The 25170-nt window shown below is 65.5% G+C and carries 22 protein-coding genes and 1 other RNA gene; 12 read left to right on the forward strand and 11 right to left on the reverse strand.

All coding sequences use genetic code 11. From position 1 onward, the window contains the following. The coding region (locus TSB10GB4_RS19505; RefSeq protein ID WP_186394098.1) for an IS110 family transposase at nucleotides 1–733 on the reverse strand (733 nt) is incomplete at its 3' end. Further along, nucleotides 669–1490: a hypothetical protein gene (locus TSB10GB4_RS19510; RefSeq protein ID WP_186397115.1), complete on the reverse strand. Its 822-nt coding sequence runs from the start codon at nucleotides 1488–1490 to the stop codon at nucleotides 669–671. The genes TSB10GB4_RS19510 and TSB10GB4_RS19505, both read right to left, overlap by 65 nt. Before the next feature lie 303 nt (nucleotides 1491–1793). Between TSB10GB4_RS19510 and dapB the strand changes: the two genes are divergently transcribed. After that, nucleotides 1794–2597 (forward strand): 4-hydroxy-tetrahydrodipicolinate reductase, encoded by an 804-nt coding sequence (dapB, locus tag TSB10GB4_RS19515; protein WP_186388957.1) that lies wholly within the window; start codon nucleotides 1794–1796, stop codon nucleotides 2595–2597. A gap of 38 nt (nucleotides 2598–2635) precedes the next feature. Beyond that, on the forward strand, nucleotides 2636–3256 hold the full coding sequence (locus TSB10GB4_RS19520) for a 2,3-bisphosphoglycerate-dependent phosphoglycerate mutase (protein WP_186388677.1): 621 nt from the start codon (nucleotides 2636–2638) through the stop codon (nucleotides 3254–3256). An 84-nt stretch (nucleotides 3257–3340) separates the two neighbouring features. Here TSB10GB4_RS19520 and TSB10GB4_RS19525 read toward each other — a convergent pair whose 3' ends face one another. Genes TSB10GB4_RS19525 through TSB10GB4_RS19535 form a run of 3 tightly spaced genes read right to left on the reverse strand, consistent with a single transcriptional unit; the run spans nucleotide 3341 to nucleotide 6055 of the window. Beyond that, nucleotides 3341–4342, reverse strand: a complete 1002-nt coding sequence (locus TSB10GB4_RS19525) for an adenosine kinase (RefSeq protein ID WP_186388678.1) — start codon at nucleotides 4340–4342, stop codon at nucleotides 3341–3343. A gap of 45 nt (nucleotides 4343–4387) precedes the next feature. After that, nucleotides 4388–5278, reverse strand: a complete 891-nt coding sequence (locus TSB10GB4_RS19530) for a prephenate dehydratase (RefSeq protein WP_186388679.1) — start codon at nucleotides 5276–5278, stop codon at nucleotides 4388–4390. A gap of 12 nt (nucleotides 5279–5290) precedes the next feature. Beyond that, a complete protein-coding gene (locus TSB10GB4_RS19535; protein ID WP_256376465.1) occupies nucleotides 5291–6055 on the reverse strand; it encodes a 3-deoxy-manno-octulosonate cytidylyltransferase in 765 nt (254 codons plus the stop codon). A gap of 204 nt (nucleotides 6056–6259) precedes the next feature. On the opposite strand from TSB10GB4_RS19535, the gene TSB10GB4_RS19540 reads away from it, so the two are divergent. The 7 genes from TSB10GB4_RS19540 (at nucleotide 6260) to TSB10GB4_RS19570 (ending at nucleotide 16716) form a co-directional block, all read left to right on the forward strand. After that, nucleotides 6260–6865 carry a cytochrome c family protein gene (locus TSB10GB4_RS19540; protein WP_186397116.1) on the forward strand — a complete coding sequence of 202 codons (606 nt, stop codon included), beginning with the start codon at nucleotides 6260–6262 and terminating at the stop codon, nucleotides 6863–6865. Between the two features lie 383 nt (nucleotides 6866–7248). Further along, entirely contained in the window at nucleotides 7249–8652 is a 1404-nt protein-coding gene (locus tag TSB10GB4_RS19545; RefSeq protein WP_186397117.1) for a diguanylate cyclase domain-containing protein, read from the forward strand. 199 nt (nucleotides 8653–8851) lie between these two features. Beyond that, on the forward strand, nucleotides 8852–10762 hold the full coding sequence (locus TSB10GB4_RS19550) for an extracellular solute-binding protein (RefSeq protein ID WP_186397203.1): 1911 nt from the start codon (nucleotides 8852–8854) through the stop codon (nucleotides 10760–10762). Then, nucleotides 10762–12690: an extracellular solute-binding protein gene (locus TSB10GB4_RS19555; RefSeq protein ID WP_186397118.1), complete on the forward strand. Its 1929-nt coding sequence runs from the start codon at nucleotides 10762–10764 to the stop codon at nucleotides 12688–12690. Before TSB10GB4_RS19550 ends, TSB10GB4_RS19555 begins: the two co-directional genes overlap by 1 nt. Before the next feature lie 92 nt (nucleotides 12691–12782). Beyond that, on the forward strand, nucleotides 12783–13892 hold the full coding sequence (locus TSB10GB4_RS19560; protein WP_186397119.1) for a microcin C ABC transporter permease YejB: 1110 nt from the start codon (nucleotides 12783–12785) through the stop codon (nucleotides 13890–13892). Between the two features lie 3 nt (nucleotides 13893–13895). Next, on the forward strand, nucleotides 13896–15065 hold the full coding sequence (locus TSB10GB4_RS19565; protein WP_186397120.1) for an ABC transporter permease: 1170 nt from the start codon (nucleotides 13896–13898) through the stop codon (nucleotides 15063–15065). 7 nt (nucleotides 15066–15072) lie between these two features. Then, nucleotides 15073–16716 (forward strand): ABC transporter ATP-binding protein, encoded by a 1644-nt coding sequence (locus TSB10GB4_RS19570; RefSeq protein WP_186397121.1) that lies wholly within the window; start codon nucleotides 15073–15075, stop codon nucleotides 16714–16716. Between the two features lies 1 nt (nucleotide 16717). Here the strand turns inward: TSB10GB4_RS19570 and TSB10GB4_RS19575 are convergent, their stop codons facing one another. The 6 genes from TSB10GB4_RS19575 to TSB10GB4_RS19600 all read right to left on the reverse strand — a co-directional run bounded on the left by TSB10GB4_RS19575 (nucleotide 16718) and on the right by TSB10GB4_RS19600 (nucleotide 22977). After that, nucleotides 16718–17905: a lytic transglycosylase domain-containing protein gene (locus TSB10GB4_RS19575; RefSeq protein WP_186397122.1), complete on the reverse strand. Its 1188-nt coding sequence runs from the start codon at nucleotides 17903–17905 to the stop codon at nucleotides 16718–16720. Nucleotides 17906–18007: 102 nt separating this feature from the next. After that, nucleotides 18008–18616, reverse strand: a complete 609-nt coding sequence (recR, locus tag TSB10GB4_RS19580; protein WP_186397123.1) for a recombination mediator RecR — start codon at nucleotides 18614–18616, stop codon at nucleotides 18008–18010. 4 nt (nucleotides 18617–18620) lie between these two features. Continuing rightward, nucleotides 18621–18941, reverse strand: coding sequence for a YbaB/EbfC family nucleoid-associated protein (locus TSB10GB4_RS19585; protein ID WP_186388689.1), 321 nt, complete (start codon nucleotides 18939–18941; stop codon nucleotides 18621–18623). An 84-nt stretch (nucleotides 18942–19025) separates the two neighbouring features. Beyond that, nucleotides 19026–21008 carry a DNA polymerase III subunit gamma/tau gene (locus TSB10GB4_RS19590; RefSeq protein WP_186397124.1) on the reverse strand — a complete coding sequence of 661 codons (1983 nt, stop codon included), beginning with the start codon at nucleotides 21006–21008 and terminating at the stop codon, nucleotides 19026–19028. Between the two features lie 167 nt (nucleotides 21009–21175). Then, an RNA gene (ffs, locus tag TSB10GB4_RS19595) (signal recognition particle sRNA small type) lies at nucleotides 21176–21273 on the reverse strand. A 54-nt stretch (nucleotides 21274–21327) separates the two neighbouring features. Beyond that, nucleotides 21328–22977: an acyl-CoA synthetase gene (locus TSB10GB4_RS19600; RefSeq protein WP_186397125.1), complete on the reverse strand. Its 1650-nt coding sequence runs from the start codon at nucleotides 22975–22977 to the stop codon at nucleotides 21328–21330. A gap of 172 nt (nucleotides 22978–23149) precedes the next feature. On the opposite strand from TSB10GB4_RS19600, the gene TSB10GB4_RS19605 reads away from it, so the two are divergent. Genes TSB10GB4_RS19605 through TSB10GB4_RS19615 form a run of 3 tightly spaced genes read left to right on the forward strand, consistent with a single transcriptional unit; the run spans nucleotide 23150 to nucleotide 25161 of the window. After that, entirely contained in the window at nucleotides 23150–23593 is a 444-nt protein-coding gene (locus tag TSB10GB4_RS19605; RefSeq protein WP_186397126.1) for an HIT domain-containing protein, read from the forward strand. An 18-nt stretch (nucleotides 23594–23611) separates the two neighbouring features. Beyond that, nucleotides 23612–24553: an NAD(+) diphosphatase gene (gene nudC / locus TSB10GB4_RS19610; RefSeq protein ID WP_186397127.1), complete on the forward strand. Its 942-nt coding sequence runs from the start codon at nucleotides 23612–23614 to the stop codon at nucleotides 24551–24553. Next, nucleotides 24532–25161, forward strand: coding sequence for a histidine phosphatase family protein (locus TSB10GB4_RS19615; RefSeq protein ID WP_244570971.1), 630 nt, complete (start codon nucleotides 24532–24534; stop codon nucleotides 25159–25161). The genes nudC and TSB10GB4_RS19615 overlap by 22 nt, the downstream gene beginning before the upstream one ends. Nucleotides 25162–25170 lie beyond the last annotated feature (9 nt).

Consider the following 25170-nt stretch of genomic DNA (forward strand, 5'->3'; position numbering starts at 1 on the left):
CCGCAAACCCGCGGGCCGAGGCGAACACGCGCGGATCCGGCGTCTTGATCGTCAACAAGGCCGCGCCCACCGGTCCCACCGAAGGGATCGCCTTAAGCCGCCGGGCGAGGTCGTCGTCGCGCACGAACGCTTCGAGCTCCGCCTCGACCTTTGCAAGCGCCGGCGCCAGCGCGGCATATTGCTCGCCCTGCAGCGCGAACAGCTTGCGGGCGAGCGGCGGCAGGGCGGGGTCGCTCGCCACCTGCTCCAGCAGCGTCTCGATGCGGCACAGCCCCTTGGGCGCGATCAGCCCGAACTCGGCCGCATAGCCGCGGATCGCGTTGGCAACCTGGGTGCGCGCCCGGATCAGGCTGGCGCGCACGCCCATCAGCATCAGCCGGGCCTGTTGCTCGGGGCTCTTCTCCGGCACGAAGCGCATGCCAGGACGCCCGCCCGCCTCGCACAGTCCGGCCGCGTCGGCCGCGTCGTTCTTGTTGCGCCCGACATAGGGCTTGGCGCGGTGCGGCGCGATCAGCCGGGGCTCGTGGCCCCAGCTTCGCAGCCGGCGCGCCAGGTGGTGGGCGCCGGTGCAGGCCTCGATCACCACCCGCGCCGGCGGCAAGCTCGTGAAGAACGCTTCAAGCTGCCCGCGGCGCAGTTGCCTGCGCAGCACCGTCTCTCCGGCGGCATCAACCCCGTGGAGTTGGAAGAGATGCTTGGACGTGTCCATGCCGATGCGCGTAATCTCGTTCATTGGGCGGCTCCTTCGATGTGTTGGGACCATCATCTTGGCGCAAAACGACGCCGGATGGGGGCCGTCCACCCCAACGGAAAGGCTCCGCCCGGGCGTGGCTGACATGTCCCTTCAGTCCGTAAAAGATGGCAAACTTTTCCGGCTGCGGCCGGGTCTCGAGAATCCGGTCGGCCAGCATCATGGCCCCGGTTGCGTGGTCGAACCCCGCGTAGAGAAAGGGTTGGTCGGTCCCCCAGCCGCGCAAGGGGGTGGTGATGTTCTGCAGAATGACCTTCGGCCGGCCGCGGGCGATCAGGCGTTCCACGATCACCCTGTGGCGCAGGGCATCGAGAGTGAAAACAAGATAGTCGGGGTCCGATTTCAACACATCGGCGATCTGCTGGGTCTGTTCGCGGATCTCGGCCCCTGGCAGGGAAAACTGCGTGGTGATCTCGTAGCGGATCCCGATCTCGTCGAGGCGCCGCTCGAGTGCGACGATGCTGCGGCGCCAATAATCCGAGGACTGAAAGCCAGGGTAGAGGACCGCAATGCGCACCGGACCTTGCGAGGCGGGCCCGGCCGGCATGGCCGCGCCGACCACCTTCTGGGTGAAGGCCTCGCTCAGTTCGCGCTGTTGGGGAAATCTGGCGAAAAGTTCGGGCAGGGTCCAGAACTCGCCGGAGGCCTCACGGCCAAACTGCGATCTGGCGATGCCGGGCGGGAGCATCGCCAAGATCAGGATGCAAAGAACCGGAATGATCAGTCGGGTTCTTCTCACGGTAGCTTTCCGATGCGGCGTCCGTTTGCGGAAGTCTGTCCGATTGCCCCGGCACATGCAAGCTATCATCATACGATTGATAGAGCATAGAAAATCCGCCCGCCACGCGGGCGCCAGCAAAGCCGGGCGGCTGCGCGCCGGCTCTGTCGATGCGCGGGTGCAACGGCTTCGCGGCTGCAACGGGCGGTGTTTGTGCCGCATTGACGGCCCTGCGGCGTTGCGTGCGTCCATCAACCTGCTATACCGCCCGGAAAACCCGGTTCCGCGCCGGGGATACGAGGACGGAGTTGCGCGATGACGGAAATGCGCCTGACAGTGGTGGGGGCTGCCGGACGCATGGGCGGCGCGCTGATCCGCGCGCTTTCGCAGATCGATGGTGTGCGGTTGTCGGCGGCGGTGGAACGGCCCGGCTCGCCTGCTGTCGGCCAGGATTCGGGCGTCCTGGCGGGCCTGCAGCCGAATGGTGTCGCCGTCTGCGATGATGCGCTGGCCGCGTTTGCCGCGACCGATGGAGTCCTCGATTTCACCACCCCGGCCGCGACGCGGCACTTCAGTGAACTGGCCGCCCAGGCTCGCATCGTCCATGTCATCGGGACGACCGGTCTCGGCGAGGAGGACGTCGCCGCGATCCGCCCGGCAGGCCGCCATGCCCGGATCGTCAAGTCCGGAAACATGAGCCTTGGCGTCAATCTGCTTGCCGCGCTGGTCCGCCGGGCGGCGGCGGCGCTGGACGAGGACTTCGACATCGAGGTGCTTGAGATGCACCACCGGAACAAGGTCGATGCCCCGTCCGGGACCGCGCTGCTGCTGGGCGAGGCTGCGGCCGAAGGCCGAGGATTGACCCTGTCGCAGCACAGCGTGCGCAGCCGCGATGGCATTACCGGTGAAAGGCCGCGCGGTGACATCGGTTTTGCGACCTTGCGCGGTGGCACGGTTATCGGCGATCACAGTGTGGTCTTTGCGGGACCACTGGAGACGATTACGCTGTCCCACCATGCTCAGGACCGTCAGATCTTCGCTCGTGGCGCGGTGAAGGCGGCCCTGTGGGCGCGCGACAGGAAACCCGGTTTCTATACGATGGACGACGTTCTCGGTCTCGTCGACTGAGTGCCTCGTCCCCCATCCGACCTGGAGACAGTCTGGCAATGGAACATCTTCTTGTGCTCGTGCGCCACGGGCAGAGCGACTGGAACCTCAAGAACCTCTTTACCGGCTGGAAGGACCCGGACCTGACGGAACTCGGGGTTGCCGAGGCTCGGACCGCAGGCAGCAAGCTGCGCGATCTGAAGCTGGCCTTCGACGTCGCCTACACATCCGACCTCACACGGGCTCAGCACACGCTGACGCTGATCCTCGAGGAACTGGGCCAGCAGGATCTCGAGACGGTTCGCGATGCGGCGCTCAACGAGCGGGACTATGGCGATCTGACGGGAATGAACAAGGACGAGGCGCGCGAGAAGTTCGGCGAGGAGCAGGTGCATGTCTGGCGCCGCTCCTTCGACGTCCCGCCGCCGGGCGGTGAAAGCCTGAAGATGACGGCGGAGCGCGTTCTTCCCTACTACCACTCGGAAATCCTGCCCCAGGTGATTTCGGGCAAGCGGGTGATTGTCGCTGCCCACGGCAATTCGCTGCGGGCGCTGATCATGGAACTGGAGGGTCTGTCGCCGGAGGAGATCCTCAAGCGTGAACTGGCAACCGGAGCGCCGATCGTCTACCGGCTGACCGACGAGGGCACGGTGGCCTCCGTTCAGGATCTGGCCGACTGACTGCGCTCTTCCGTAGCGGCTTGAAACAACGGCGGCCGCGCCTCAGGCGCGGCCGCTTTGCGTTCGGGGATGCCCCGTTGGAGATCAGAGGCCGAAGCCCTGCTGTTCGGCCAGCCGCTTGAGCGAGCGCTCGGGACGGGCGCCGACATGCCCGATCACTTCGGCCGCGCAAAGGCATCCGAGCTCCGCAGAAGTGGTGAAGTCGTAGCTGCGCGCCTGGCCGAGCAGGAAGCCGGAAGCGAACAGGTCCCCGGCGCCGGTGAGATCGACCACATCGGTCACTTCCGCGGCAGGCACGCGGATCGTCTCGTTTCGGGAAATGGCCATCGCGCCCTGTGCACCGAGGGTGAGCGCCGTGACCGCGCAATCCTCGCGCACCGCGGCAATGGCGGTATCCAGGTCGGCTGTCTCGTACAGCGCCTTCAACTCGTGTTCGTTGGCAAACAGCAGGTCAATCGTGCCGTTCCGCATGAGGCCGAGGAACTCGGACCTGTAGCGGTCGACGCAGAAACTGTCGGAGAGTGTCAGGCTGACCTTGCGGTCATGCGCGTGGGCGATTTCCGCGGCCTTCAGAAACGCCGCCTTGGCTGCCGGCGGATCCCAAAGGTAGCCTTCCATATAGGTGATCGCCGACGCCGCCACTGTTTGCGCGTCGATGTCCTTCTCCGAAAGTTCCACGCAAGCACCGAGATAGGTGTTCATCGTCCGCTCGCCGTCCGGCGTGATGAGGATCATCGACCGTGCGGTGGGCGGGCCATCGACGAGGACCGGCGTTTCGAAATGCACGCCGGTGCCGCGCATGTCATGCCGATAGGCAGCGCCCAGCTCGTCCTCGGCCACCTTGCCGAAATAGGCTGTGGCGCCGCCGAGTGCTGCAACTCCGGCCGCTGTGTTGCCGGCGCTGCCGCCTGAAATCCGCGTCGTCTGTCCCATTTTTTCGTAGAGACGGACCGCCTCTTCGGTGTCGATCAGCCGCATTGCTCCCTTAACGAGTTTTTCGCGCAGGAGAAAATCTTCCTCCACATGGGCAAAAACGTCGCAAATGGCATTGCCGATGCACAAGGTGTCGAAGCGCAGACTGGTCATGATGGCGAAAGTGTCCCTTTTGGTGTCGGCAGACGGAGCGACCGATCAGATTCCGGGCGTCGGCCGCAAGGCGCGATTTGCTTCCGGCTCGCGGATCTTGTCGCGGAACGGACTGGCTGGATAGATGCCAAGGAGCTTGAACTCGGCGGAAAAGAACTCCAGTTCCTCAAGCGCCAGCGAGACGCTGCGATCGTCCGGATGGCCCTCCACATCGGCATAGAACATCGACGCGAAAAACTGGCCTTCGAGCTGATACGATTCCAGCTTGGTCATGTTGACGCCGTTGGTGGCGAAGCCTCCGAGCGCCTTGTAGAGCGCGGCCGGCACGTTGCGGACGCGGAAGATGAAGGTGGTAATGATGGGCTGCCCGGAATTTTCCGCGCGCAGGGCTTCGCGCGACAGGATCAGGAACCGGGTGGTGTTGTGGGCCTCGTCCTCCACGTCCCGGCGCAGGATCTCCAGCCCATAGGCCTGCGCGGCCATCTCCGGCGCCAGCGCCGCGGCGGTGCGGTCGCCCGCCTCGGCGATCTGGCGGGCCGACCCGGCCGTGTCGGCGCCCACGATCGGCCGCAATCCGAGCGTGCGGATAATCTTGCGGCACTGGCCGAGCGCCATGACATGGCTCTGCACGCTCTTCAGATCCTCGATCCGGGTGCCCGGCAGGGCCATCAGTTGGAAACGGATCGGAAGAAAATACTCGCCGATGATCTGGAGCGAGGAGCGCGGCAGCAGATGGTGGATGTCCGCGACACGCCCGGCGACGGAATTCTCCACCGGGATCATGCCGAGATCGGCCTCTCCGCTCTCGATGGCGGTAAAGCAGTCCTCGAATGTCGGGCACGGCACGGCTTCATACTCGGGATAGACGTTGTGGCAGGCCGTGTGCGAGTTGGCGCCGTATTCGCCCTGGAAGACGATGCGTTTCTTGTTGGACATGATGGACCGGTGTCAGCTTGGGTTTGAAGGGCGCGAGGCGAAGACCGCCCTTACGGCTTCGAGGTCGCGCGGGGTGTTCACGTCCATCGGCACGCTGTCGATGAGCCCGACATCGATGCGCATTCCCGCTTCGAGCGCCCGCAACTGCTCCAGGCTTTCGCGCATCTCGAGGGGAGAGGGCGGCAGGGCGACAAAGCGGTCGAGGGCATCGCGCCGATAGGCGTAAAGGCCGATATGCTGGTAGAGCGGTCCTGGCCCTGTCGGGGCCGTCGCGCGGGTGAAGTAGAGCGCCCGCAGCCGCCGATCCGTCACCGGTGTGCCGATGGTCTTGACGAAACTGGGGTCTGTCTTGCCCGCCTCGCTGCGAATTTCCGTGGCGATGGTGCCAATATCCACCAGCGGATCGGCGAGAGGGTCGAAAGCGGCGCGGATGGCTTGCGGATCGATCAAGGGCACGTCGCCCTGCAGGTTCAAGACGATGCCGTGCCGTCGTTCCGGGTCGACGGCCTGTGCGGCGGCGCGAACCCGGTCGGAGCCGCTAGGCAGGTTCGGGTCGGTCATGATGGCCGTGCCGCCCGCCGCCTCGACGGCGGCCTTTATGTCCGGATGGTCGCACGCCACGATCACCGGCCCGATGCCGGCGGACAGGCCGCGCTCGATGACATGAACGATCATCGGCTTGCCGGCGATGTCGGCGAGGGGCTTGTCTGGCAGGCGCGTGGATGCCATGCGCGCGGGGATGACCACGAGTGCGGACGGGTCGGCAGCCGTTGTCACGGGCGTCCTTTCAGAGGGCGGACGGGCGTGCGGCGGGCCCGGCTACGGCGTGCGATCATTTGTATCATGGATTGCTCTTTTAAACCTATGGACACGAGCGTCAAAAACTTTGTAGTTTCCGGCGACTTTTTCACCACGCGCCGCGTTGCGCGGGGCCTGCTTGCATTGGCCTTGCGGCAACCGAGGGAGTTGGAGCCAGCGGGAATGAATTCTGCCAAGCTAAATATGATCGCTGGTGCGATCCTGTCCGTCCTCCTCCTGACGATGGGGCTCGGCATCGTGTCGGAAATCATCTTCCATCAGGGGGCGCCGGAAAAGCCAGGCTATGAGATCATCGTGGCTGAAGCGGATTCGGAACCGGCTCCGGCTCAGGACGCTCCGCAGGTGGAACCCATCGCCGTGCGCCTCGCCAGCGCGTCGGCCGCGGACGGTGAACGCCTGATCCGCGCTTGCGTGGCCTGTCACGATTTCTCCAGCGCCAACACCAACAAGGTTGGCCCGGGCCTGTGGGAAGTGGTTGGCCGTGCTCCGGCGAGCCATGAAGGGTTCCGCTACTCGAGTGGCATGCAGGCCTATGCGCAGGAGCATGAGACCTGGACCTACGAGAACCTTGACCACTTCCTTGCCGCGCCGCGGCAGGAGGTCTCTGGAACATCGATGGGCTATGCCGGCATGCGCAGGCCCGAGGACCGCGCGAACCTCGTTGCTTATCTGCGCACGCTGTCGGACAACCCGCAGCCGCTGCCCGAGGCCCAGGCCGAGGAGGCTCCGGCTGACGCGGCGCCTGTCGAAGGCACACAGGCCCAGTGACCGCGGCAACCACGCCCCTGTGGCTTGGTTGCCATCCATTTCAGGTGCTGAAGGCCGGCGCGAAAGCGCCGGCCTTTTCGCTAATTGCATAGGCGTGATGGATCTTGGCCGGGGGAGCAGCGCTCATTCGGAAGACCGTTCGGCGCCGCCGAATGCCGTTGAGTTTCCCCTGTAACGGGGAAGGGCTTTCGGATATAACGCTTTCGGCCCGCGCTGGAGGGATGTTGTTGTTCGTCCCGAATTTCTTCATCGAGTTGAAAATACATCTTTAACTGTGCCGTGTTACGTAGTTTTATCAGGTGTGGAAGCGCGGTCTGATCGACGTGCAAGCCGACCTGAACCAGGCGGCTCGCCATAGCCGCATCATTTCCAGGTGGGGGGGCATGACGCAGGCATCCGGTGTCAAGGAATTGACGCTCATCCGGTGGAAACACCGGATGATGGCTGGGGCCGTGGTGGCATTCGTCTGCGTCCTCGGGATCACTCTCACGGCGTATATTTCTGCATTGCTCACCGAGAATGCCCACAAGCGTCTGCAGAACGAGACGCTGGCGCGACTGTCGGAGGCGCGGGCGCGGCTCGAAGGAACGATCAGCGCGACGTTGTATATTTCGCAAGGCCTGGTGAGCTTCACGGCAATCAACGGCGAACTCACGCAAAGGCAGTTCCGACGCTTTGCGGAGGAACTTTCCTCGGCAAACCGCCATGTGAAGCTGATTGCCCTGGCTCCCGGCAATGTCGTCCGCTACGTCCATCCGTTGCTTGGAAACCTGAGAGTTCTTGGTCTGGATTACAGCAAGACCCCGGCGCAATGGCCGGTGGTGAAGCGAGTGATGGATGAGCGGCGCACCGTCGTCGCCGGCCCCGTCGACCTTGTTCAGGGTGGACGCGCCCTGATTGCTCGTTCGCCGGTTCTCATTCCGATGAACGAGGATGACGGCAGGTCCGAGCGCCGCTACTGGGGCGTGGCCTCGGTGGTGATCGACATGGATGCCCTGTTCGAGGATGCAGGCATTCGCCCGGAGATGAGCGGATACCAGTTTGCCCTTCGCGGGGCCGACGGGCTGGGCCCTGCCGGCGGAATGATCCTCGGCGACCCGGCGCTGTTCGAAACGCCCCTGTCCAGTGGTGGAGGGGTGATTCTGCCGGTCAGCCTGCCGAACGGCATGTGGCAGATGGCCAGCCGTCCGGTCGGCGGCTGGGTTGCCACCTCGCCGGAAGTTCAAATCGTCCAACTGGTTGGTCTCGGCGTCACCTTTGCGATCGCGCTCTTGTCCGTCATGGTGGTGATCGCACAGCAACGGGCGCGGTCGATGGCGCTGCATGACGCACTCACCGGCCTGCCCAATCGGCGATTGCTGGAGGATCGGCTCGAGCAACTCGCCGCGCTGGGCGAGCGGACGGGACTGGGCTTCCAGGTGTTCTTTGTGGATCTCAATGCGTTCAAGCCGATCAATGATACGTTCGGCCATGCGGTGGGAGATCTGGTGTTGCAAGAGGTCGGCAAGCGGTTGCGGGCCGAAACAAGGGACTCCGACACGATCGCCCGTATCGGTGGCGACGAGTTTGTCGTCGTAGTGCCTGGGATGACCCATCATCAGACCACCGCCAATATTGCTGCGCGACTGCGGGAGGCTGTCAGCGAGCCGGTGCGCGCGGGCGATAACATCATCGCCATTCGCGCCAGTGTCGGCTGGGCGGTCTACCCGGACGATGCCACGACGATTCCCGAGATCCTCGAACTCGCCGACCAGCGGATGTATCGCGAGAAGCTCGCCGCAGCGTGAGCGCCGGGCACGCACCGAACCATCCTGCCACGATTAAACTTTCGTCATGAAGCGTTTCACGTCTGTCGGCGGGGGGCGCAACTCCCTAATATGTGTCGGCAAGACAATGCAGCAGCAACCGTGCGCGGCCGTGGGTCGTGCGCCGCGGCAAGACAGATGGATCCGTTGAAGCGCCATGATGCAGTCAGATCGCCAGACGATGCCCTCCCGTTCAAGATCCCGTGCAACAGTCGCTGTACAGGGTTGGCCGGTTCCGCGGTGGATCATCGCCCTGCCCTTGGCGGCGCTGTGCCTGCTGCTTGCCGGGCTGTCGACGGCATCGTCGCAGGAGGAACCGGAATGGCGGCATGCCTCCTCGCTGAGCGGCGAGCCGAAGTATCCGCCTGACTTCCGGCATTTCGACTATGTCAATCCCGATGCTCCGAAAGCGGGCATCGTCCGCCTCGGCGACAGCAGTGGCTTCGACACGTTCAACCCCATCCTGCCAAGGGGCAATCCGGCGCCGGGCTTGGGTCTGATGTACGATTCTCTGCTGGAGCCGGCGCTCGACGAGATCAACATCAATTCGGAATACGGGTTGATCGCGGAAGCCATGCGCTACCCCTCCGACTATTCCTGGGTGGAGTATAGGCTCAATCCGCAGGCCCGCTGGCATGACGGAACCCAGATCAGCGTCGACGACGTCATCTGGAGTTTCGGCAAGCTCAAGGAGGTCAATCCCAGCCAGGCCTTCTACTATCGTCATGTCGAGACGGCCGAGCAGGTGGCCGACGGCGTCATCCGCTTCACCTTCGATTCTCCCGGCAATCGCGAGTTGCCGAAGATCGTCGGCCAGATGATTGTCCTGCCGAAGCACTGGTGGGAGGGGACCGGACCGGGCGGCCGACCGCGCGATATCGGCAGCGGAACGCTGGAGCGACCGGTCGGATCCGGCCCCTATCGGATCGGCGCCTTCGAGGCCGGGCGGTACATCGAGTACGAGCGGGTCGAGGATTACTGGGCCAAGGACCACCCCACACGGGTCGGCACCAACAACTTCGACAAGGTTCGCTATGACAGCTATCGCGACCAGACGGTGATGCTGGAGGCGTTCAAGGCGGACCAATATGATTTCCGTGCCGAGAACAGCGCCAAGAACTGGGCGACCGGTTACGACTTCCCGGCCGTGAGGGACGGGCGCGTGGTGCTTGAGACATTCCCCGACAAGGCGCGCGGCATCATGCAGGGCTTTGTCATCAATCTGCGGCGGAAACCCTTCGCCGATGTCCGGGTGCGACAGGCGCTCAACCTGGTTTTCGACTTCGAGACCGCCAACAAGACGGTGTTCTTCGACCAGTACAAGCGCATCCCATCCTATTTCGCGGGCACCGAGCTTGCCGCGAGCGGACTGCCGGAGGGTCAGGAACTGGCCATTCTGGAGAGTGTGCGCGACCTCATTCCAGAGCGCGTCTTCACGACGCCCTATGAGAACCCGGTGAACGGCGATCCCGCCAACCTGCGCGACAACATGCGCAGGGCTGTCGAATTGCTGGGCGAGGCCGACTATGAGCTTCGCGGTCGCCAGATGGTCGATCGCCAGACGGGCGAACCGCTGGTCATCGAGTACATCAACAATGATCCGAATTCCGAGCGCTACGTGCTTCCCTATGCGCGTAATCTCGAGCGCATCGGCATCAAGCTCACGCTTCGCACCGTCGACACGCCGCAATACATCAACCGCATCCGCGAACGCGACTTCGACATGACGACGCTGGGCTGGGCACAGTCCCTGTCTCCGGGCAACGAGCAGCGGGATTACTGGGGCAGCGAGGCGGCGGATCGGCCGCAGTCGCGCAACTATGGCGGCATCAAGGACCCCGGCATCGACGCACTCATCGAGAAGGTTATTTTTGCGAAGGACCGAGAGGAACTGGTGGCGGCGACACGCGCGCTCGATCGGGTTCTGATGGCGCATCAATTCGTCGTGCCGCAATGGTATATCGATGTCGACCGCACGGCCCGCTGGAACCGGTTCGGTCATCCTGACAACATCCCCGAATACACCCACGGCTTCCCGACCATCTGGTGGTGGGATGAGGCGCGCGCGGCGCGCGTGCGGGGAGGGCGGTGATGGTGGAAGACAGGCCGAAGGCACCGAGGGCTGCCGGTGGCGCCCGGTTTGATCTGGATCGCAGGACCGTGCTGGCCGGAGCGGTGGCCTTTTCCGCTGCAACGCTTCTGCCGCTCCCCGGCAGGCTTGCGCGTGCCGATGTGGAACAGAACGCCGGCGCTGCAGCCCGGCATGGACTGTCGGTGTTCGGCGACCTCAAGTATCCGGCCGGATTCAGCCATTTCGACTATGTGGTCCCGGACGCTCCGAAAGACGGGCGCATCGTCTTCACGGCACCCTTCTGGACCTTCAATCAGAACCCGCAGACCTTCAATACCTTCAATACGTTCATTCTCAAGGGGGATGCGCCGCCCCGGATGGAGCTGTGCTTCGACACGCTGATGGTGAGGGCGCTGGACGAGCCGGATGCCGTCTATGGCTTGATCGCCGAGACTGTCGAGATTTCCGAAGATGGAAATGTCTATACGTTCACGCTGAGACCGGAAGCCCGGTTTCACGACGAGAGCCCGCTGACGGCGGAGGATGTCGCCTTCTCGCTGATGACCTTGAAGGAGAAGGGGCACCCTTCGATCCGCCAGGGGCTGCGCGAACTTGATGACGCGCGCGTCGAGGATCCTCACAAGGTATCGCTGGTGTTTTCCGGCAAGCAGTCGCGCAAGGTGCCGCTCATCGCGACCGGCATGCCGATCTTCTCCAAGGCCTATTACTCGCGCTACGACTTTGCCCAGACGACGCTGCCCCCGCCGCTCTCGTCCGGACCTTACAAGGTCGGGCGCCACGAGGTGGGCCGTTTCGTGGAGTATGAGCGGGTGAAATCGTGGTGGGCGGCGGACCTGCCCGTCAGCCGCGGGCACTACAATTTCGACCGCATCCGGTTGGAATTCTTCCGCGATCGCCAGGTGGACTTCGAGGCCTTCAAGAAGGGCGTTCTCACCTTCCGCGAGGAGTTCACCGCCCGCACATGGGCGACGGAATACAACTTTCCCGCCGTTCAGGACGGTCGTGTGATCCGGGAAGAAATCCCCGACGGTCGGCCCTCGGGTGCGCAGGGCTGGTACCTGAACCTGCGCCGCTCAAAGTTTTCGGACCCGCGTGTTCGCCAGGCGCTGGGTCTGGCGTTCGACTTCGATTGGACCAACACCTCGCTGTTTTTCGGAGCCTACAAGCGGACGAGTTCCTATTTCCAGAATTCCGCGATGTCGGCCGAAGGCGAACCGGACGCAGCGGAACTGGCGCTGCTGGAGCCCTGGCGCGGACAGGTGCCCGACGCGGTGTTCGGTCCGGCCGTCGCGCCGCCGGTTTCGGATGGAACGGGACAGGATCGTGCGATGCTGCGCGAGGCGGACCGGCTGCTGCGGGAGGCGGGATGCCGGCGCGATGGAGCCCGGCTGCTTCTGCCGAGCGGAGAACCGCTGGCCTTCGAATTCCTGTCGAACACGAACAGCTTCGAGCGTGTCGTCCTGCCCTATATCGGCAATCTGGAGCGGCTCGGCATCCGGGCGAATTTCCGTGTCGTCGATCCGGCGCAGTATCAGTCCCGCCTGAACGACTACGACTTCGACATCGCCTCGCGCCGGTATTCCCTGTCCGCGACCCTTGGAGAGGAGATCCGCCAGATGTGGGGTTCGGAGGCGGCAAGCCAGCCGGGATCGAGCAACCTGTCTGGCATCGCGGACCCGGCGGTCGATGCGCTGATCAATGCTGTCGTCGCAGCGTCCACCAGGGAAGAGATGACCGTCGCTGCCCGTGCCCTGGACCGGGTCCTGCGGGCCGGCCATTATTGGGTGCCGCAGTGGTACAAGCCGATCCATACGGTCGCCATGTGGGACGTGTTCGGGCATCCTGAGGCGCCACCGACGCATGGCTTCACGCCGGAACTCCACTGGTGGTACGACCGTGAGCGCGCAGAGCGAATCGGCATACGCTGACATGCGCGAGACACTCCAACGCATCAGGCATTGCGGAGGCCAACCGGCAGGTTTGCCTGTTGTCGGCCGGCAAGAAAGGGATCTCTGATACGATGGGCGCCTATATCCTGCGCCGGCTGCTGCTGATCGTGCCGACACTGGTCGGCATCATGGCCATCAATTTCATCATCATCCAGTTCGCTCCCGGCGGACCGGTCGAGCGCGTCATCGCCCAGCTTCAGGGCACGGACGTGTCCGCCACGGCCCGCATCTCCGGCGGCGGCGGCGATTTCGCCGGCAGCGGCGCGGACACGGCCGGGGACGCGGGAGCCGTCGGGTCGAGATATCGCGGCGCACAGGGCCTCGATCCGGCGTTCATCAAGGAACTGGAGCGCCAGTTCGGCTTCGACAAGCCGCCGCTGGAGCGTTTCGCCGTGATGCTGTGGAACTACGCCCGCTTCGACTTCGGGCAGAGCTACTTCCGCGACATCTCGGTGATTGACCTGGTGATCGAGAAGATGCCCGTCTCGATTTCGCTGGGGCTATGGATGACGTTCATTTCCTATGCGATCTCGATCCCGCTGGGCATCCGCAAGGCGGTGAGGGACGGCTCGCGCTTCGATGTCTGGACCTCCGCTGTGATCGTCGTGGGCTATGCGATTCCAGGCTTCCTCTTCGCGGTGCTGCTGATCGTGCTGTTTGCCGGCGGCTCGTTTCTCGACTGGTTCCCCTTGCGCGGCCTCACCTCGGAGAATTGGCACCAGCTCTCCTGGCCCGAGCGCATTCTCGACTATTTCTGGCACCTCGCCTTGCCGCTGACCGCCATGGTTCTGTCGGCCTTCGCCACGGTGACGCTTCTGACGAAGAACTCTTTCCTCGACGAGATCCGCAAGCAGTATGTCCAGACCGCCCGCGCCAAGGGCCTGAACGAGCGCCAGGTGCTTTACGGCCATGTGTTCCGCAATGCCATGCTGATCGTGATCGCCGGCTTTCCGGGCGCCTTCATCTCGTCCTTCTTCGCCGGGTCGCTGCTGATCGAGACGATCTTCTCGCTCGATGGCCTTGGCCTGCTCGGCTTCGAGGCGGTGATCAACCGCGACTATGCCGTGGTCTTCGCGACGCTCTACATCTTCTCGCTTATGGGCCTTCTGGTGAATCTCATTTCCGACCTGACCTACACCTGGATCGATCCCCGGATCGATTTCGAGAGCAGGGAGGTCTGAGCGATGGATCTGAAGACGGAAACCCCGGGCAAGGTGGAGGCCGCGGCCACTGCCACTGCACCGATCGGCCGGCCGAAGGGCTGGCTGTCGCCGATCAACCAGCGCCGGCTGACCAACTTCAAGGCCAACCGGCGCGGCTACTGGTCTTTCTGGATCTTCCTTGTCCTGTTCGGCCTGTCGCTTCTGGCCGAATTTCTCGTCAACGACCGGCCGATCGTCGTCGTTTACAAGGATGAGGTTCTGGCGCCGATCTTCGTCGATTATCCAGAAGAGAAATTCGGCGGTTTCCTTGCGGTCACCGACTATCGGGACCCCTATATCCAGGAAGAGATCAGCGCCAACGGCTGGATGCTGTGGCCGCCGATCCGATATTCCTATCGCACCGTCAACAACGAGATTCCGGTGCCCGCACCCGCCCCGCCGTCCTGGCGGCTCGACAAGCAGGAGCGCTGCGTCCGCTATCCACTGGGAGCGGAGGACCCCAACTGCGCCCTCGGCAACTGGAACTGGCTCGGCACCGATGACCAGGGGCGCGACGTGGTCGCTCGGCTTGTCTACGGCTTCCGTATCTCCGTCCTGTTCGGCCTCGCCCTGACGCTGGCTTCCTCTGTCGTCGGCATCGCGGCCGGCGCTGTGCAGGGCTATTACGGCGGCTGGGTCGACCTTCTGTTCCAGCGCTTCATCGAGGTCTGGACGGCGATCCCCACGCTCTACCTCATCCTGATCGTGTCCTCGGTCCTCATTCCCGGTTTCTGGACGCTCTTCACCATCCTGCTCGCCTTCTCCTGGGTGGCGCTGGTCGGCGTGGTGCGGGCGGAATTCCTGCGAGCCCGGAACTTCGAATATGTGACGGCGGCGCGAGCACTCGGCGTCGGCAATCCCACGATCATGTGGCGCCATCTTCTGCCCAACGCGATGGTGGCGACGCTGACCTTCATGCCCTTCATCCTGAACGGCTCGATCTCGACGCTGACGGCGCTCGATTTCCTCGGCTTCGGCCTGCCGCCGGGCTCCGCCTCGCTGGGCGAACTGCTGGCGCAGGGCAAGAACAACCTGCAGGCGCCCTGGCTCGGGATCACCGGCTTCATCGTCATCTCGGCGATGTTGAGCCTGCTGATTTTCATTGGCGAGGCGGTGCGCGATGCCTTCGATCCGCGCAAGAGCTTCGCGTGAGGACCCCATGACGAGCGCACAGAACAAACCGCCGCTGCTTTCGGTCCGCGAGTTGTCGGTGGCCTTCACCCAGAACGGGGTGACCCATACGGCGGTGGACAGGATCTCCTTCGACATCGGCCCCGGCGAGACCGTGGCTCTGGTCGGCGAATCCGGCTCCGGCAAGTCGGTGTCGGCGCTCTCGACCGTCAAGCTGCTGCCCTATCCGGCAGCCTCCCATCCGAGCGGCGAGATCCTGTTCAAGGGCGAGGACGTGCTCAAGGCCGGCGAGGCGGCCCTGCGCCGCATTCGCGGCAACGAGATCTCGATGATCTTTCAGGAGCCGATGACCTCGCTCAACCCGCTGCACACGGTGGAGAAGCAGATCGCCGAGGTGCTGAAGGTCCATCGCGGCATGGGCGATGCGGCCGCACGGGCTCGGGTGGTGCAACTGCTCGACCAGGTCGGCATTCGTGATCCCGAGAGCCGCCTGCAGAGCTATCCGCACCAGCTCTCCGGCGGCCAGCGCCAGCGCGTGATGATCGCCATGGCGCTGGCCAACGAGCCTGACCTGCTGATCGCCGATGAGCCGACCACCGCGCTCGACGTCACCGTGCAGGCGCAGATCCTCAAGCTCTTGAAGGAACTGCAGCGCGACGTCGGCATGGCGATGCTGTTCATCACCCACGATCTCGGCATCGTCCGCAAGGTCGCCGACCGGGTCTGCGTGATGACGAAAGGCAAGATCGTCGAAAGCGGCCCGGTGCGCGAGGTCTTCGAGAACCCGCAGCACAGCTACACCCAGCATCTGATCGCGGCCGAACCCAAGGGCAAGCCGCCGGTGACGGACGAAAGCCGCCCGGTGGTGGTGGAAGCGCGCGACGTGAAGGTGTGGTTCCCGATCCGGCGCGGGTTGCTGCGCCGCACCGTGGATCACATCAAGGCGGTCGACGGTATCGATGTCACGGTGCGCGAGGGGCAGACGCTCGGCATCGTCGGCGAGAGCGGTTCCGGCAAGACGACGCTGGGGCTGGCTCTGCTGCGGATGATTGCCTCCACCGGCAAGATCCGCTTCGGTGCCCGCGAGATCGACACCCTGTCATGGAAGGACATGCGTCCGCTGCGCCGTGACATGCAGATCGTCTTTCAGGACCCGTTCGGCTCGCTCAGTCCACGCATGTCGGTGGCCGATATCGTCGGCGAAGGCCTTGCCGTCCACTTCCCCGGCATCACCGCGGACGAGCGGGATGACCGGGTGGCGGCCGCCCTTGTCGAGGTCGGCCTCGATGCCGACACCCGCTTCCGCTATCCGCATGAGTTTTCCGGCGGCCAGCGCCAGCGCATCTCCATCGCCCGCGCCATGGTGCTGCAGCCGAAATTCGTCATGCTCGACGAGCCGACCTCGGCGCTGGACATGAGCGTGCAGGCCCAGGTGGTCGATCTCCTGCGCGACCTGCAGACGCGCCATGGCCTCGCCTATCTCTTCATCTCGCACGATCTCAAGGTGGTGCGCGCGCTCGCCAACGAGGTCATCGTCATGCGCGCCGGCAAGGTGGTGGAGGCGGGCGCGGCGGTGGAGGTCTTCGATACTCCGAAGACCGACTACACCAAGGCGCTGATGGCCGCCGCCTTCCGGATGGAGACGGCGGACGCCGGCATCGTCAGCGAGTAGGTTACTCCAGCCAGCAGGTTGCCCGCCGTCCGGCCTTTTCCTGTTCGAGCCCGAGGGTGCGGCGGGTCTTGAAGCCGATCAGCCCGTCGGCCCCGCCGACATCGTGGCCCTTGCCTTCCAACTGGAGCTGCAGGTCGCGGACGGCGCCGCGCGAGCGGGTCTTCACCTCTTTCCAGCCCTGGACGAAACCGGCACTGCTGTTGTAGCGGTCGGCGAGATGGCCGACGAACAGCGCGTAGACATCGGACTCGTTATAGGCCTTCAGCACATAGAAATTGTCCGTGACGATGAAGGCGGGGCCGTTGCGGCCGGCGGGCATCAGCAGGAAGCCCGGCTGCGGCAATTCATGGGAGGGGAAGGGACGATCCCTGACGCGGCTGACGCCTTCCGCGACCCAGGCGGAGATCGGCTGGCCGCGATCGGGCCCCTCGCGCGAGCAGGAGACGGAAGCCGGCACAAGTGCCTCGTAGCCCCAGTCACGCCCTTTCACCCAGCCGTGCCAGGCGAGATAGTTGGCGATCGAGGCGAGGGTGTCCGGCACCGACCGCCAGATGTCGCGCTTGCCGTCGCCGTCGAAATCCACCGCAAACCGCAGGAAGCTGGAGGGCAGGAATTGCGGCTGGCCGAGCGCGCCGCCCCACGAGCTCCGCAGGTCGGCCCGCGTGATGTGTCCCTCGGCGAGGATCTGCAGGGCGGCGACGGTCTCGCCGGCAAAGAACTCCCGCCGGGTCCCCATGAAGGCGCGGGTGGCCAGCGTCCTCAGAGCGTCGTTAGGAATACGGGCCGCGCCATAGCCGGATTCGCGGCCCCAGATCGCCAGGATGATCCGCGACGGGACGCCGTATTTGGCCTCGATGCGCGCAAGCGTGGCCGCGTGGGTCTGCGCCAGTCGCTGTCCCTGTGCGGCCAGCGCGTTGAACTGATTGTCGCGGAAGTAGCCGGCCGGGGCGCGGAACTCGGACTGGTAGTTGACCGAGGGCGGCCGCTCTGGCCCGTCGGGATCGCCAAGGCCGGGCAGCGAGGTGTCGGGCGAAAGGTCGGCGAGTTCGCGGTCGATCACCCGTTGCGGTACGCCGGCCGCGCGGGCCGCCGGTGCGATGCGGGTTTCCAGAAACCGGTCGAATTTCGTCTGCAGCCCTTGTTGCGCCTGGGCCGGCGGGCTGCACAGGGCCGCGAGAAACAGGGCCATGGGAACGAAAAAAGCGGGCAAGGTGCGAGGCATGACGATCCGGTGCAATGGCTGTGGCGCGTCAAGCCTAGCATGACGCACCGTGCGGGACGACATGCGGGGTCAGAAGGACGTGCGGGCCTTCAGCGCCTGTACCAGTGTTCCCTCGTCGAGATAGTCGAGCTCGCCGCCGACAGGAACGCCGTGGGCAAGGCGCGTCACCTTGACGTCCATGCCGCGCAGGCGGTCGGTGATGTAATGCGCGGTCGTCTGGCCCTCGACCGTCGCGTTGACCGCAAGGACGATTTCCGTCACGCCGCCGGCCACGACGCGCTCGATCAGCTTGTCGATGGTCAGGTCGTCCGGACCGATGCCGTCGAGCGGCGACAGGGTGCCGCCGAGAACGTGATAGCGGCAGTTCAGCGCCCCGGCGCGCTCCAGCGCCCAAAGGTCGGAGACGTCTTCCACGACGACGATGGTGGTCGTGTCGCGGCGCGGATCGGCGCAGATGGTGCAGGGGTCGCAGGTGTCGACGGTGCCGCAGGTCGAGCACACCGTCACCCGGTCCACGGCGACGCCCATCGCCTGCGCCAGCGGGACCAGCAACTGGTCCTTCTTCTTGATGAGGTGCAGCGCCGCGCGCCGGGCCGACCGGGGACCCAGCCCCGGCAGCTTGGCAAGCAACTGGATCAGCCGTTCGACCTCGGGTCCGGCGACCGCCCGGTTGGCCATGGGGTCAGAACGGCAGCTTGAAGCCGGCGGGCAGGCCAAGGCCACCCATCAGTTCCTGGGTCTTCTGCTGCAGCAGTGCCTCGGCCTTGGCCTTGGCATCCTGATGCGCCGCAAGGATCAGGTCCTCAAGGATCTCGACCTCGTCGGGCTTGGCCATGGACGGGTCGATGCGGATGGCCTTGAGCTCGCCCTTGCCGGTCATGGTCAGGGTGACCATGCCGCCGCCGGCCGATCCTTCGACCGAAAGCGAGGCGATCTCTTCCTGCAGCGAGCCCATCTGCTCCTGCATCTGCTTCGCCTGTTTCATCATCTTCAGGAAGTCCATGGGTCTCTCCTTGAGAGCGGTGCGGCAGGGCGCTGGTTCAGACCTGCCAATCGGCGGACGGCTGTGCCGGGTTCCGCCGGTGTATCATGCGTCGGGGTCGATTTCGTCCTCGGCCGGCGCCATGTCAAGGGGCGCGTCCTCGGCCGCCATCATTCGCACGTCGACGACCTTGGCTCCCGGAAAGGCCGAGAGCAGGGCGGCGACGGTGGGTTCGGCCCGCGCGTCGGAGAAGAGCTGGCGTTGGTTGGCCTCGCGCTCCTCGTGCAGCGTCGGCCGGCCTTGCGTCCTGGAGACGGTGACGATCCAGCGGGTGCCGGTCCATTCCGACAGGCGGCGACCGAGCCGGCCGGCGAGATCGGGGTCGGCGCCCTCGACCGGCTGGAATTCGATTCGGCCCGGCTCGAAGCGGACCAGCCGCATCTGCCGTTCAATCTCGACCTTCAGACGAATATCGCGTTTTTCGCCCGCCAGGGCCGCACAGTCAGCAAGCGAGGCGAGCCCGTGGCTAGGTGCAGGCTGGCTGTCGGCAGAAGGCTGTGCGCGCGTCGCCTCCGGCGCAAGGCCACCCGCCAGTCCCCCGGCCAGCGCCTGCAGGCGCGGCGGCGAGGTGGGAGCGATCTGCGACTGTGGGGCCTGACCAGGTAGCGCCTGACCAGGTAGCGCCTGTGCGGAGGTGCGCATCTGCGCGGAGACGGCGACCGGCTCCGCCGTCGGGGGGGAGTAGGGGGCGCCGGAAGCGACTGGCGACGAGGCGGCTTGTGCCGGCTCGCCTGGCGCCTGTCGGCCGGAAGCGTCTCCGCCGGACGTCTGCGGGCGAGCTGGCGGCGCGGGCAGGTTGGAGCCGAGTGCCGCGGCCTTGCCCTCGCGCAGCATTCGCAGGGCATCTTCCGGGTCGGGAAGGTCGGCGGCATAGGCAAGGCGCACCAGCACCATGTCGGCGGCCAGTTGCGGCTTCGGCGCGGCCTGGACCTCCTCGATGCCCTTCAGCAGGATCTGCCAGGCGCGCGACAGCAGGCGCAGCGACAGGCGACCGGCAAGCTCGCGGCCGCGCGCGCGCTCCGTCTCCGTCACGGAGACATCATCGCCGGCATCGGGAACGATTTTCAGGCGGGTGACGAGATGGGTGAACTCGGCAAGATCGGACAGCACGACCACCGGGTCGGCGCCGACTTCGTATTGCTGGCGGAATTCGGCCATGGCCGCGCCCGCATCGCCGCGCATCAGGTGCTCGAAGAGATCGATGACGCGGGCACGGTCGGCAAGGCCGAGCATCGCCCGCACGGTCTCGGCGCCGATCGTGTCGCCGCCTCCCAGGGAGATGCTGCCATGGGCGATGGCCTGGTCGAGCAGCGACAGCGAGTCGCGCGCCGAGCCTTCGCCCGCCCGGGCAATCAGCGCCAGCGCCTCGTCGGCAACAGCGATGCCCTCGGCCTGCGAGATGCGGCGCAGCAGGCCGACGATCTTCTCGGCATCGATGCGGCGCAGGTCGAAGCGCTGGCAGCGCGACAGGACCGTCACCGGCACCTTGCGGATCTCGGTGGTGGCGAAGATGAACTTCACATGCTCGGGCGGTTCTTCGAGCGTCTTCAGCAGGCCGTTGAAGGCCGACTTCGACAGCATGTGCACTTCGTCGATAATGTAGACCTTGTAGCGGGCGGAGGCTGGCCGGTAGCGCGCCGCGTCGGTGATCTCGCGAATGTCGTCGATGCCGGTATGCGAGGCGGCATCCATCTCGATCACGTCGACATGGCGGCCGTCCATGATCGCCTCGCAATGCACGCCGAGCTTGTCGAGGTTGACCGTCGGCCGGTCGACTTCGCCGGGAACCTCATAGTTGAGCCCGCGGGCGAGAATGCGTGCCGTCGTGGTCTTGCCGACGCCGCGCACGCCGGTCAGCATCCAGGCCTGGGCGATGCGTCCGGTGTCGAAGGCGTTGCGCAGGGTCTGGACCATCGGTTCCTGGCCGACCAGATCGTCGAAGCTGCGCGGGCGATACTTGCGCGCAAGCACGCGATACGCGGAAGCGCCGGAATTCTCGTCGGAAGAGGTGGGGATGAGACCGTCCATGGGCCCGAGCTTAACGGCGCGACCGCCGGATGTTGAGGCCTATTCGGCGCGTCAGGCAGGATTTCCCCGCCGCCGCTTGCGATAACGCGCCATCACGCATTCCCGCGCTGGTCGTGATGACCTCGCGAACAGGAAGGAAAACCGGGTCGGCGCCTGAAACGGAAAGGGTGGGAGGCTGGCACGGTGACCCGTGCCGCGACTCGTTGGGGCTGCTTCCTTCCGGACCTGACCCGGTTGGCGAGTGGCTCGTCCACCACCAACCTCCCGCGCCCTATATCGTGAGTTCCGCCCGCCGATGCAAGGGAAAATCCCGCAAGGATCACCGGCGGACCCCGCTCTCCCCGGTCTCGGCAACCGCTTGGGCGCGCAGATCCTTGCGGATGATCTTGCCGGTCGTGGTCATCGGCAGGGCATCCACGAAGGCGATCTCGCGCGGATATTCGTGTGCTGCGAGCCGCGCCTTGACGAAGTCCTGCAACTCGCGGGCAAGCGCTTGCGAAGGGGCATGCCCATCCGCCAGCACCACATAGGCCTTGACGATCTCCGTGCGGGCCGTGTCCGGCTTGCCGACGACGCCGGCCATGGCGACGGCCGCATGACCGATCAGGCAATCCTCGATTTCACCGGGGCCGATCCGGTAGCCGGCCGAGGTGATGACGTCGTCGTCCCGTCCGACGAAGCGCAGCCAGCCGTCGGCATCGCGCACGCTCATGTCGCCGGTCAGCAGGTAATCGCCGGCGAACTTCGCCTGCGTCGCCTCGGGGTTGTTCCAGTAGCCGAGGAACATCACCGGGTCTGGGCGCCGGACGCCGATCGTGCCCTGCTGGCCGTCGGGGAGCGGCGTGCCCGTGGCATCGACGATGGCAAGGTCGTGGCCGGGCACCGCACGGCCCATGATACCCGGCCGCGCCGGCATCAGCCGCGCGCAGGATGAGACGATCATGTTGCACTCGGTCTGGCCGTAGAACTCGTTGATGGTGACGCCGAACACCCGCCGGCCCCACTCCACCAACTCCGCACCCAGCGTCTCGCCGCCGCTGGCGATCGTTCGCATGTTGAGACGCAGGCCCGCCGCCGGCTCGCCATGGGCCCGCATCATCTTGAGCGCGGTGGGCGGCAGGAAGGCGTTGCGGATTCCCTCCTCGGCGATCAGCTTGAACGCGGCCTCTGCGGTGAATTTGCGGAAGCGGCAGGCGACGACGGTGATGCCGTGATGCAGCGCCGGCATCAGCACGTCGAGCAGCCCGCCGATCCAGGCCCAGTCGGCAGGCGTCCAGATGCGGTCCCCGGGCTGGGGAAAGAGATCGTGGCTCATCTCGACGCCGGGCAGGTGGCCGAGCAGCACCCGCTGGGCATGCAGCGCGCCCTTTGGCTGGCCGGTGGTGCCGGAGGTGTAGATGATGATCGCAGGATCGTCGGCCAGCGTGTCGACCGGCGTGAAGGCGGCGGACTGGCTTGCGAGTTGCGCATGCAGATCGATGGTGCCGGGAGCCGCGCCATCGATCGTATAGACGATCTGTAGATCGGGAAGCTGATCGCGGATCCGGGCGAGCTTGGCTGCGCCCTCGGCATTGGTGACGACCGCGCGGGCGCCGGAATTGCCGAGCCGGTAGGCCAACGCCTCGTCGCCGAACAGCATGAACAGCGGGATGGTGATCGCACCCATCTTGAGGGCGGCGATGTGGGTCGCGGCTGTCTCCACCGCTTGCGGCAACAGGACGGCGACCCGGTCGCCCTGGCGGACACCATCGCGGCAAAGCAGATTGGCGATGCGATTGGACAGCGCCTTCAGGGCCGCAAAGCTGACGACCTCCCGGCGGCCGTCTTCCGAGATGGCGATGATCGCCGTGCGCTCCGGGTCGACGTCGGCCCACTTGTCGCAAATGTCGAGGCCGATATTGTACCGCTCCGGCACCTGCCAGGCGAAACGCGCGGCAAGGTCCTCGTAGCTCGTTGCCTCAGGCAGCATCGGCTTCCTCCCTCTCGCCGGCGGTTCCGGCCTTGTCGTTTCTGTTGTCTGGCATGCCTTTTCGCGAGGAGCCCCGTCAACGGGAAACGCTGCTTCGCGAAGGGCTGGCGCTGGCATCTGCGGCGGCTATAGTGCGCTTTCCTGTCCCAGCCCGCCTCCCGACGGAGCATTCATGGCGTCCTTCAGTCTCGACTCGCGGCTTGCGGCCGACAGCCTGGCCGTCGCCGATCTGTCGCTGTCTTCCCTGCGCCTCATGCGAGACAGCCGTTTCCCCTGGCTGTTGTTGGTTCCGCGCCGACCGGACCTCGTCGAGATCATCGATCTGGCTGAGGCGGAGCAAGCCGTTCTGATGCGTGAGATCGCCCTTGCCAGCGAGGCCCTGAAGGCGGAGACGGGATGCGACAAGCTGAATGTCGGAGCGCTGGGCAACATCGTGTCGCAGCTTCATGTTCATGTCATCGCCCGCCGTGAGGGAGATGTCGCCTGGCCGGGCCCCGTGTGGGGATCGGGCGCTGCGGTGCCCTACGCTGCCGGGCAGGCCGAAGCGCTGGCTGCCGCGATTGCCGGTCGCTTGCCGCAGGACGCCTGGGTCCCGTTCACCAGCCACGCGACCTGAGCCGAGGACCGTTTCAGCATGACCAACACACCCGATACCGCCTTCGGGTTTGCCTATCATGGCAATCCGCTGGAGCGTCTGTCCGAATATCGCGGAGATGCGGAGTGGATGGCAGGGCACCGGAGCAATCCGCAGGCCCGCTTCGTCTTCTTCTGCGAGGGCAAGCCGCTGGTGGGGACGGACAGCGGGCCGATGTCCGTGCTCTGGCAGGAGCAGGCCGGGGCGGTCTATGCCCCGATCGAGAAGGAAGAGACGATCCTGCTCGGCTTCCAGCCCGATACGCGGGCACCGGTCTTTGCCGCCGCGCTGGCGGCGGACCCGGTGCGCATCGAGGCGGGTGGACGCAAGTTGATCGACATCCGCTCCCTGGCGCTACAGGGAGTGCTGCCGCCCCCGCAACTCGGCATGCTGGCTCAGGCCAGTGCCTTCCTGCACTGGCACACAAGCCATCGCTTCTGCTCACGCTGCGGGGCCCCCAGCGTCATGGCGCTGGGCGGATACCGGCGCGACTGCCCCGCCTGCGGCGGTCAGCATTTTCCGCGGACCGATCCGGTGGCGATCATGCTGGTGACGGATGGCGACGCCTGCCTGATGGGGCGTCCGCCGCGCCTGCCGGAGGGGGTGTTTTCCACCCTTGCCGGCTTCATCGAGCCGGGAGAGACGATCGAGGAAGCGGTGCGCCGGGAAGTGTTCGAGGAATCCGGTATCCGGGTCGGTGCCGTCAGCTATATGGCGAGCCAGCCCTGGCCGTTCCCGGCGTCCCTGATGATCGGCTGCCACGGTACCGCGCTCAGCCGCGACATCACCATGGACGCGGCCGAACTTGAGGCCTGTCGCTGGTTCTCTCGCGACGAGGTGACGGCGATGCTGGCGGATGCCCATCCCCAGGGCCTGAAGGTGCCGCCGCCGCTTTCCATCGCCCACTGGCTGATTCGCAGATGGGCCGAGGGGCAGGGCTGAAGATGGTGCCGGGGCCCGCCGACTGTCTTTATCTTACCCATCCGCAGGTGCGCATCGATCCCGACGTTCCCGTCCCCGACTGGAGCCTGTCCGAGAAGGGGCTCGGGCGCGCCCGCCTTGGCCTGCTGCGGCCGGAATTCGCCTCCCTCGGGCACATCGTCTCGAGTGGCGAGAGGAAGGCGATCGAGACGGCTGCGGTCTTCGCCGATCGCTTCGGTCTCGAACTGGTGGTCGATGACCTGATGCACGAGAACGACAGGTCGTCGACGGGTTTCCTGCCGCCGGAAGAATTCGAGCGCGTGGCCGATGCGTTCTTCGGGAGCCCGCACACCAGCGTTCGCGGCTGGGAGCGGGCCTGCGATGCCCAGGCCCGAATCGTCGACCGGGTGGCGGTGCATCTGGAGCGCATCCCGGAGGACGAGCGGGTGCTTTTCGTCGGCCATGGCGGTGTCGGCACCTTGCTCAAGTGCCATCTTGGCGGCTGGGCGATCGATCGCAGGCATGACCAGCCAGCGGGCGGGGGCTTCTTCTATTCCTTCGCGCGGCAGGCGCTGCAGGAGCGAAATGCCCCGGCGCCGGATCTTGCCTGGCGGCCCGTCGACCGGTGAGCCGGACCG

This window comes from Stappia sp. TSB10GB4, from assembly GCF_900185745.1.
Classification (GTDB): Bacteria; Pseudomonadota; Alphaproteobacteria; order Rhizobiales; family Stappiaceae; genus Stappia.

What these genes read in the sequence shown, in the direction of transcription:
- dapB (WP_186388957.1), top strand. Translation starts at nt 1,794, where the DNA reads ATGCGCCTGACAGTGGTGGGGGCTGCCGGACGCATGGGCGGCGCGCTG.
- TSB10GB4_RS19520 (WP_186388677.1), top strand. Translation starts at nt 2,636, where the DNA reads ATGGAACATCTTCTTGTGCTCGTGCGCCACGGGCAGAGCGACTGGAAC.
- TSB10GB4_RS19525 (WP_186388678.1), bottom strand. Translation starts at nt 4,342, where the DNA reads ATGACCAGTCTGCGCTTCGACACCTTGTGCATCGGCAATGCCATTTGC.
- TSB10GB4_RS19530 (WP_186388679.1), bottom strand. Translation starts at nt 5,278, where the DNA reads ATGTCCAACAAGAAACGCATCGTCTTCCAGGGCGAATACGGCGCCAAC.
- TSB10GB4_RS19540 (WP_186397116.1), top strand. Translation starts at nt 6,260, where the DNA reads ATGAATTCTGCCAAGCTAAATATGATCGCTGGTGCGATCCTGTCCGTC.
- TSB10GB4_RS19545 (WP_186397117.1), top strand. Translation starts at nt 7,249, where the DNA reads ATGACGCAGGCATCCGGTGTCAAGGAATTGACGCTCATCCGGTGGAAA.
- TSB10GB4_RS19550 (WP_186397203.1), top strand. Translation starts at nt 8,852, where the DNA reads ATGCCCTCCCGTTCAAGATCCCGTGCAACAGTCGCTGTACAGGGTTGG.
- TSB10GB4_RS19555 (WP_186397118.1), top strand. Translation starts at nt 10,762, where the DNA reads ATGGTGGAAGACAGGCCGAAGGCACCGAGGGCTGCCGGTGGCGCCCGG.
- TSB10GB4_RS19560 (WP_186397119.1), top strand. Translation starts at nt 12,783, where the DNA reads ATGGGCGCCTATATCCTGCGCCGGCTGCTGCTGATCGTGCCGACACTG.
- TSB10GB4_RS19565 (WP_186397120.1), top strand. Translation starts at nt 13,896, where the DNA reads ATGGATCTGAAGACGGAAACCCCGGGCAAGGTGGAGGCCGCGGCCACT.
- TSB10GB4_RS19570 (WP_186397121.1), top strand. Translation starts at nt 15,073, where the DNA reads ATGACGAGCGCACAGAACAAACCGCCGCTGCTTTCGGTCCGCGAGTTG.
- TSB10GB4_RS19575 (WP_186397122.1), bottom strand. Translation starts at nt 17,905, where the DNA reads ATGGCCCTGTTTCTCGCGGCCCTGTGCAGCCCGCCGGCCCAGGCGCAA.
- recR (WP_186397123.1), bottom strand. Translation starts at nt 18,616, where the DNA reads ATGGCCAACCGGGCGGTCGCCGGACCCGAGGTCGAACGGCTGATCCAG.
- TSB10GB4_RS19585 (WP_186388689.1), bottom strand. Translation starts at nt 18,941, where the DNA reads ATGGACTTCCTGAAGATGATGAAACAGGCGAAGCAGATGCAGGAGCAG.
- TSB10GB4_RS19590 (WP_186397124.1), bottom strand. Translation starts at nt 21,008, where the DNA reads ATGGACGGTCTCATCCCCACCTCTTCCGACGAGAATTCCGGCGCTTCC.
- TSB10GB4_RS19600 (WP_186397125.1), bottom strand. Translation starts at nt 22,977, where the DNA reads ATGCTGCCTGAGGCAACGAGCTACGAGGACCTTGCCGCGCGTTTCGCC.
- TSB10GB4_RS19605 (WP_186397126.1), top strand. Translation starts at nt 23,150, where the DNA reads ATGGCGTCCTTCAGTCTCGACTCGCGGCTTGCGGCCGACAGCCTGGCC.
- nudC (WP_186397127.1), top strand. Translation starts at nt 23,612, where the DNA reads ATGACCAACACACCCGATACCGCCTTCGGGTTTGCCTATCATGGCAAT.
- TSB10GB4_RS19615 (WP_244570971.1), top strand. Translation starts at nt 24,532, where the DNA reads ATGGGCCGAGGGGCAGGGCTGAAGATGGTGCCGGGGCCCGCCGACTGT.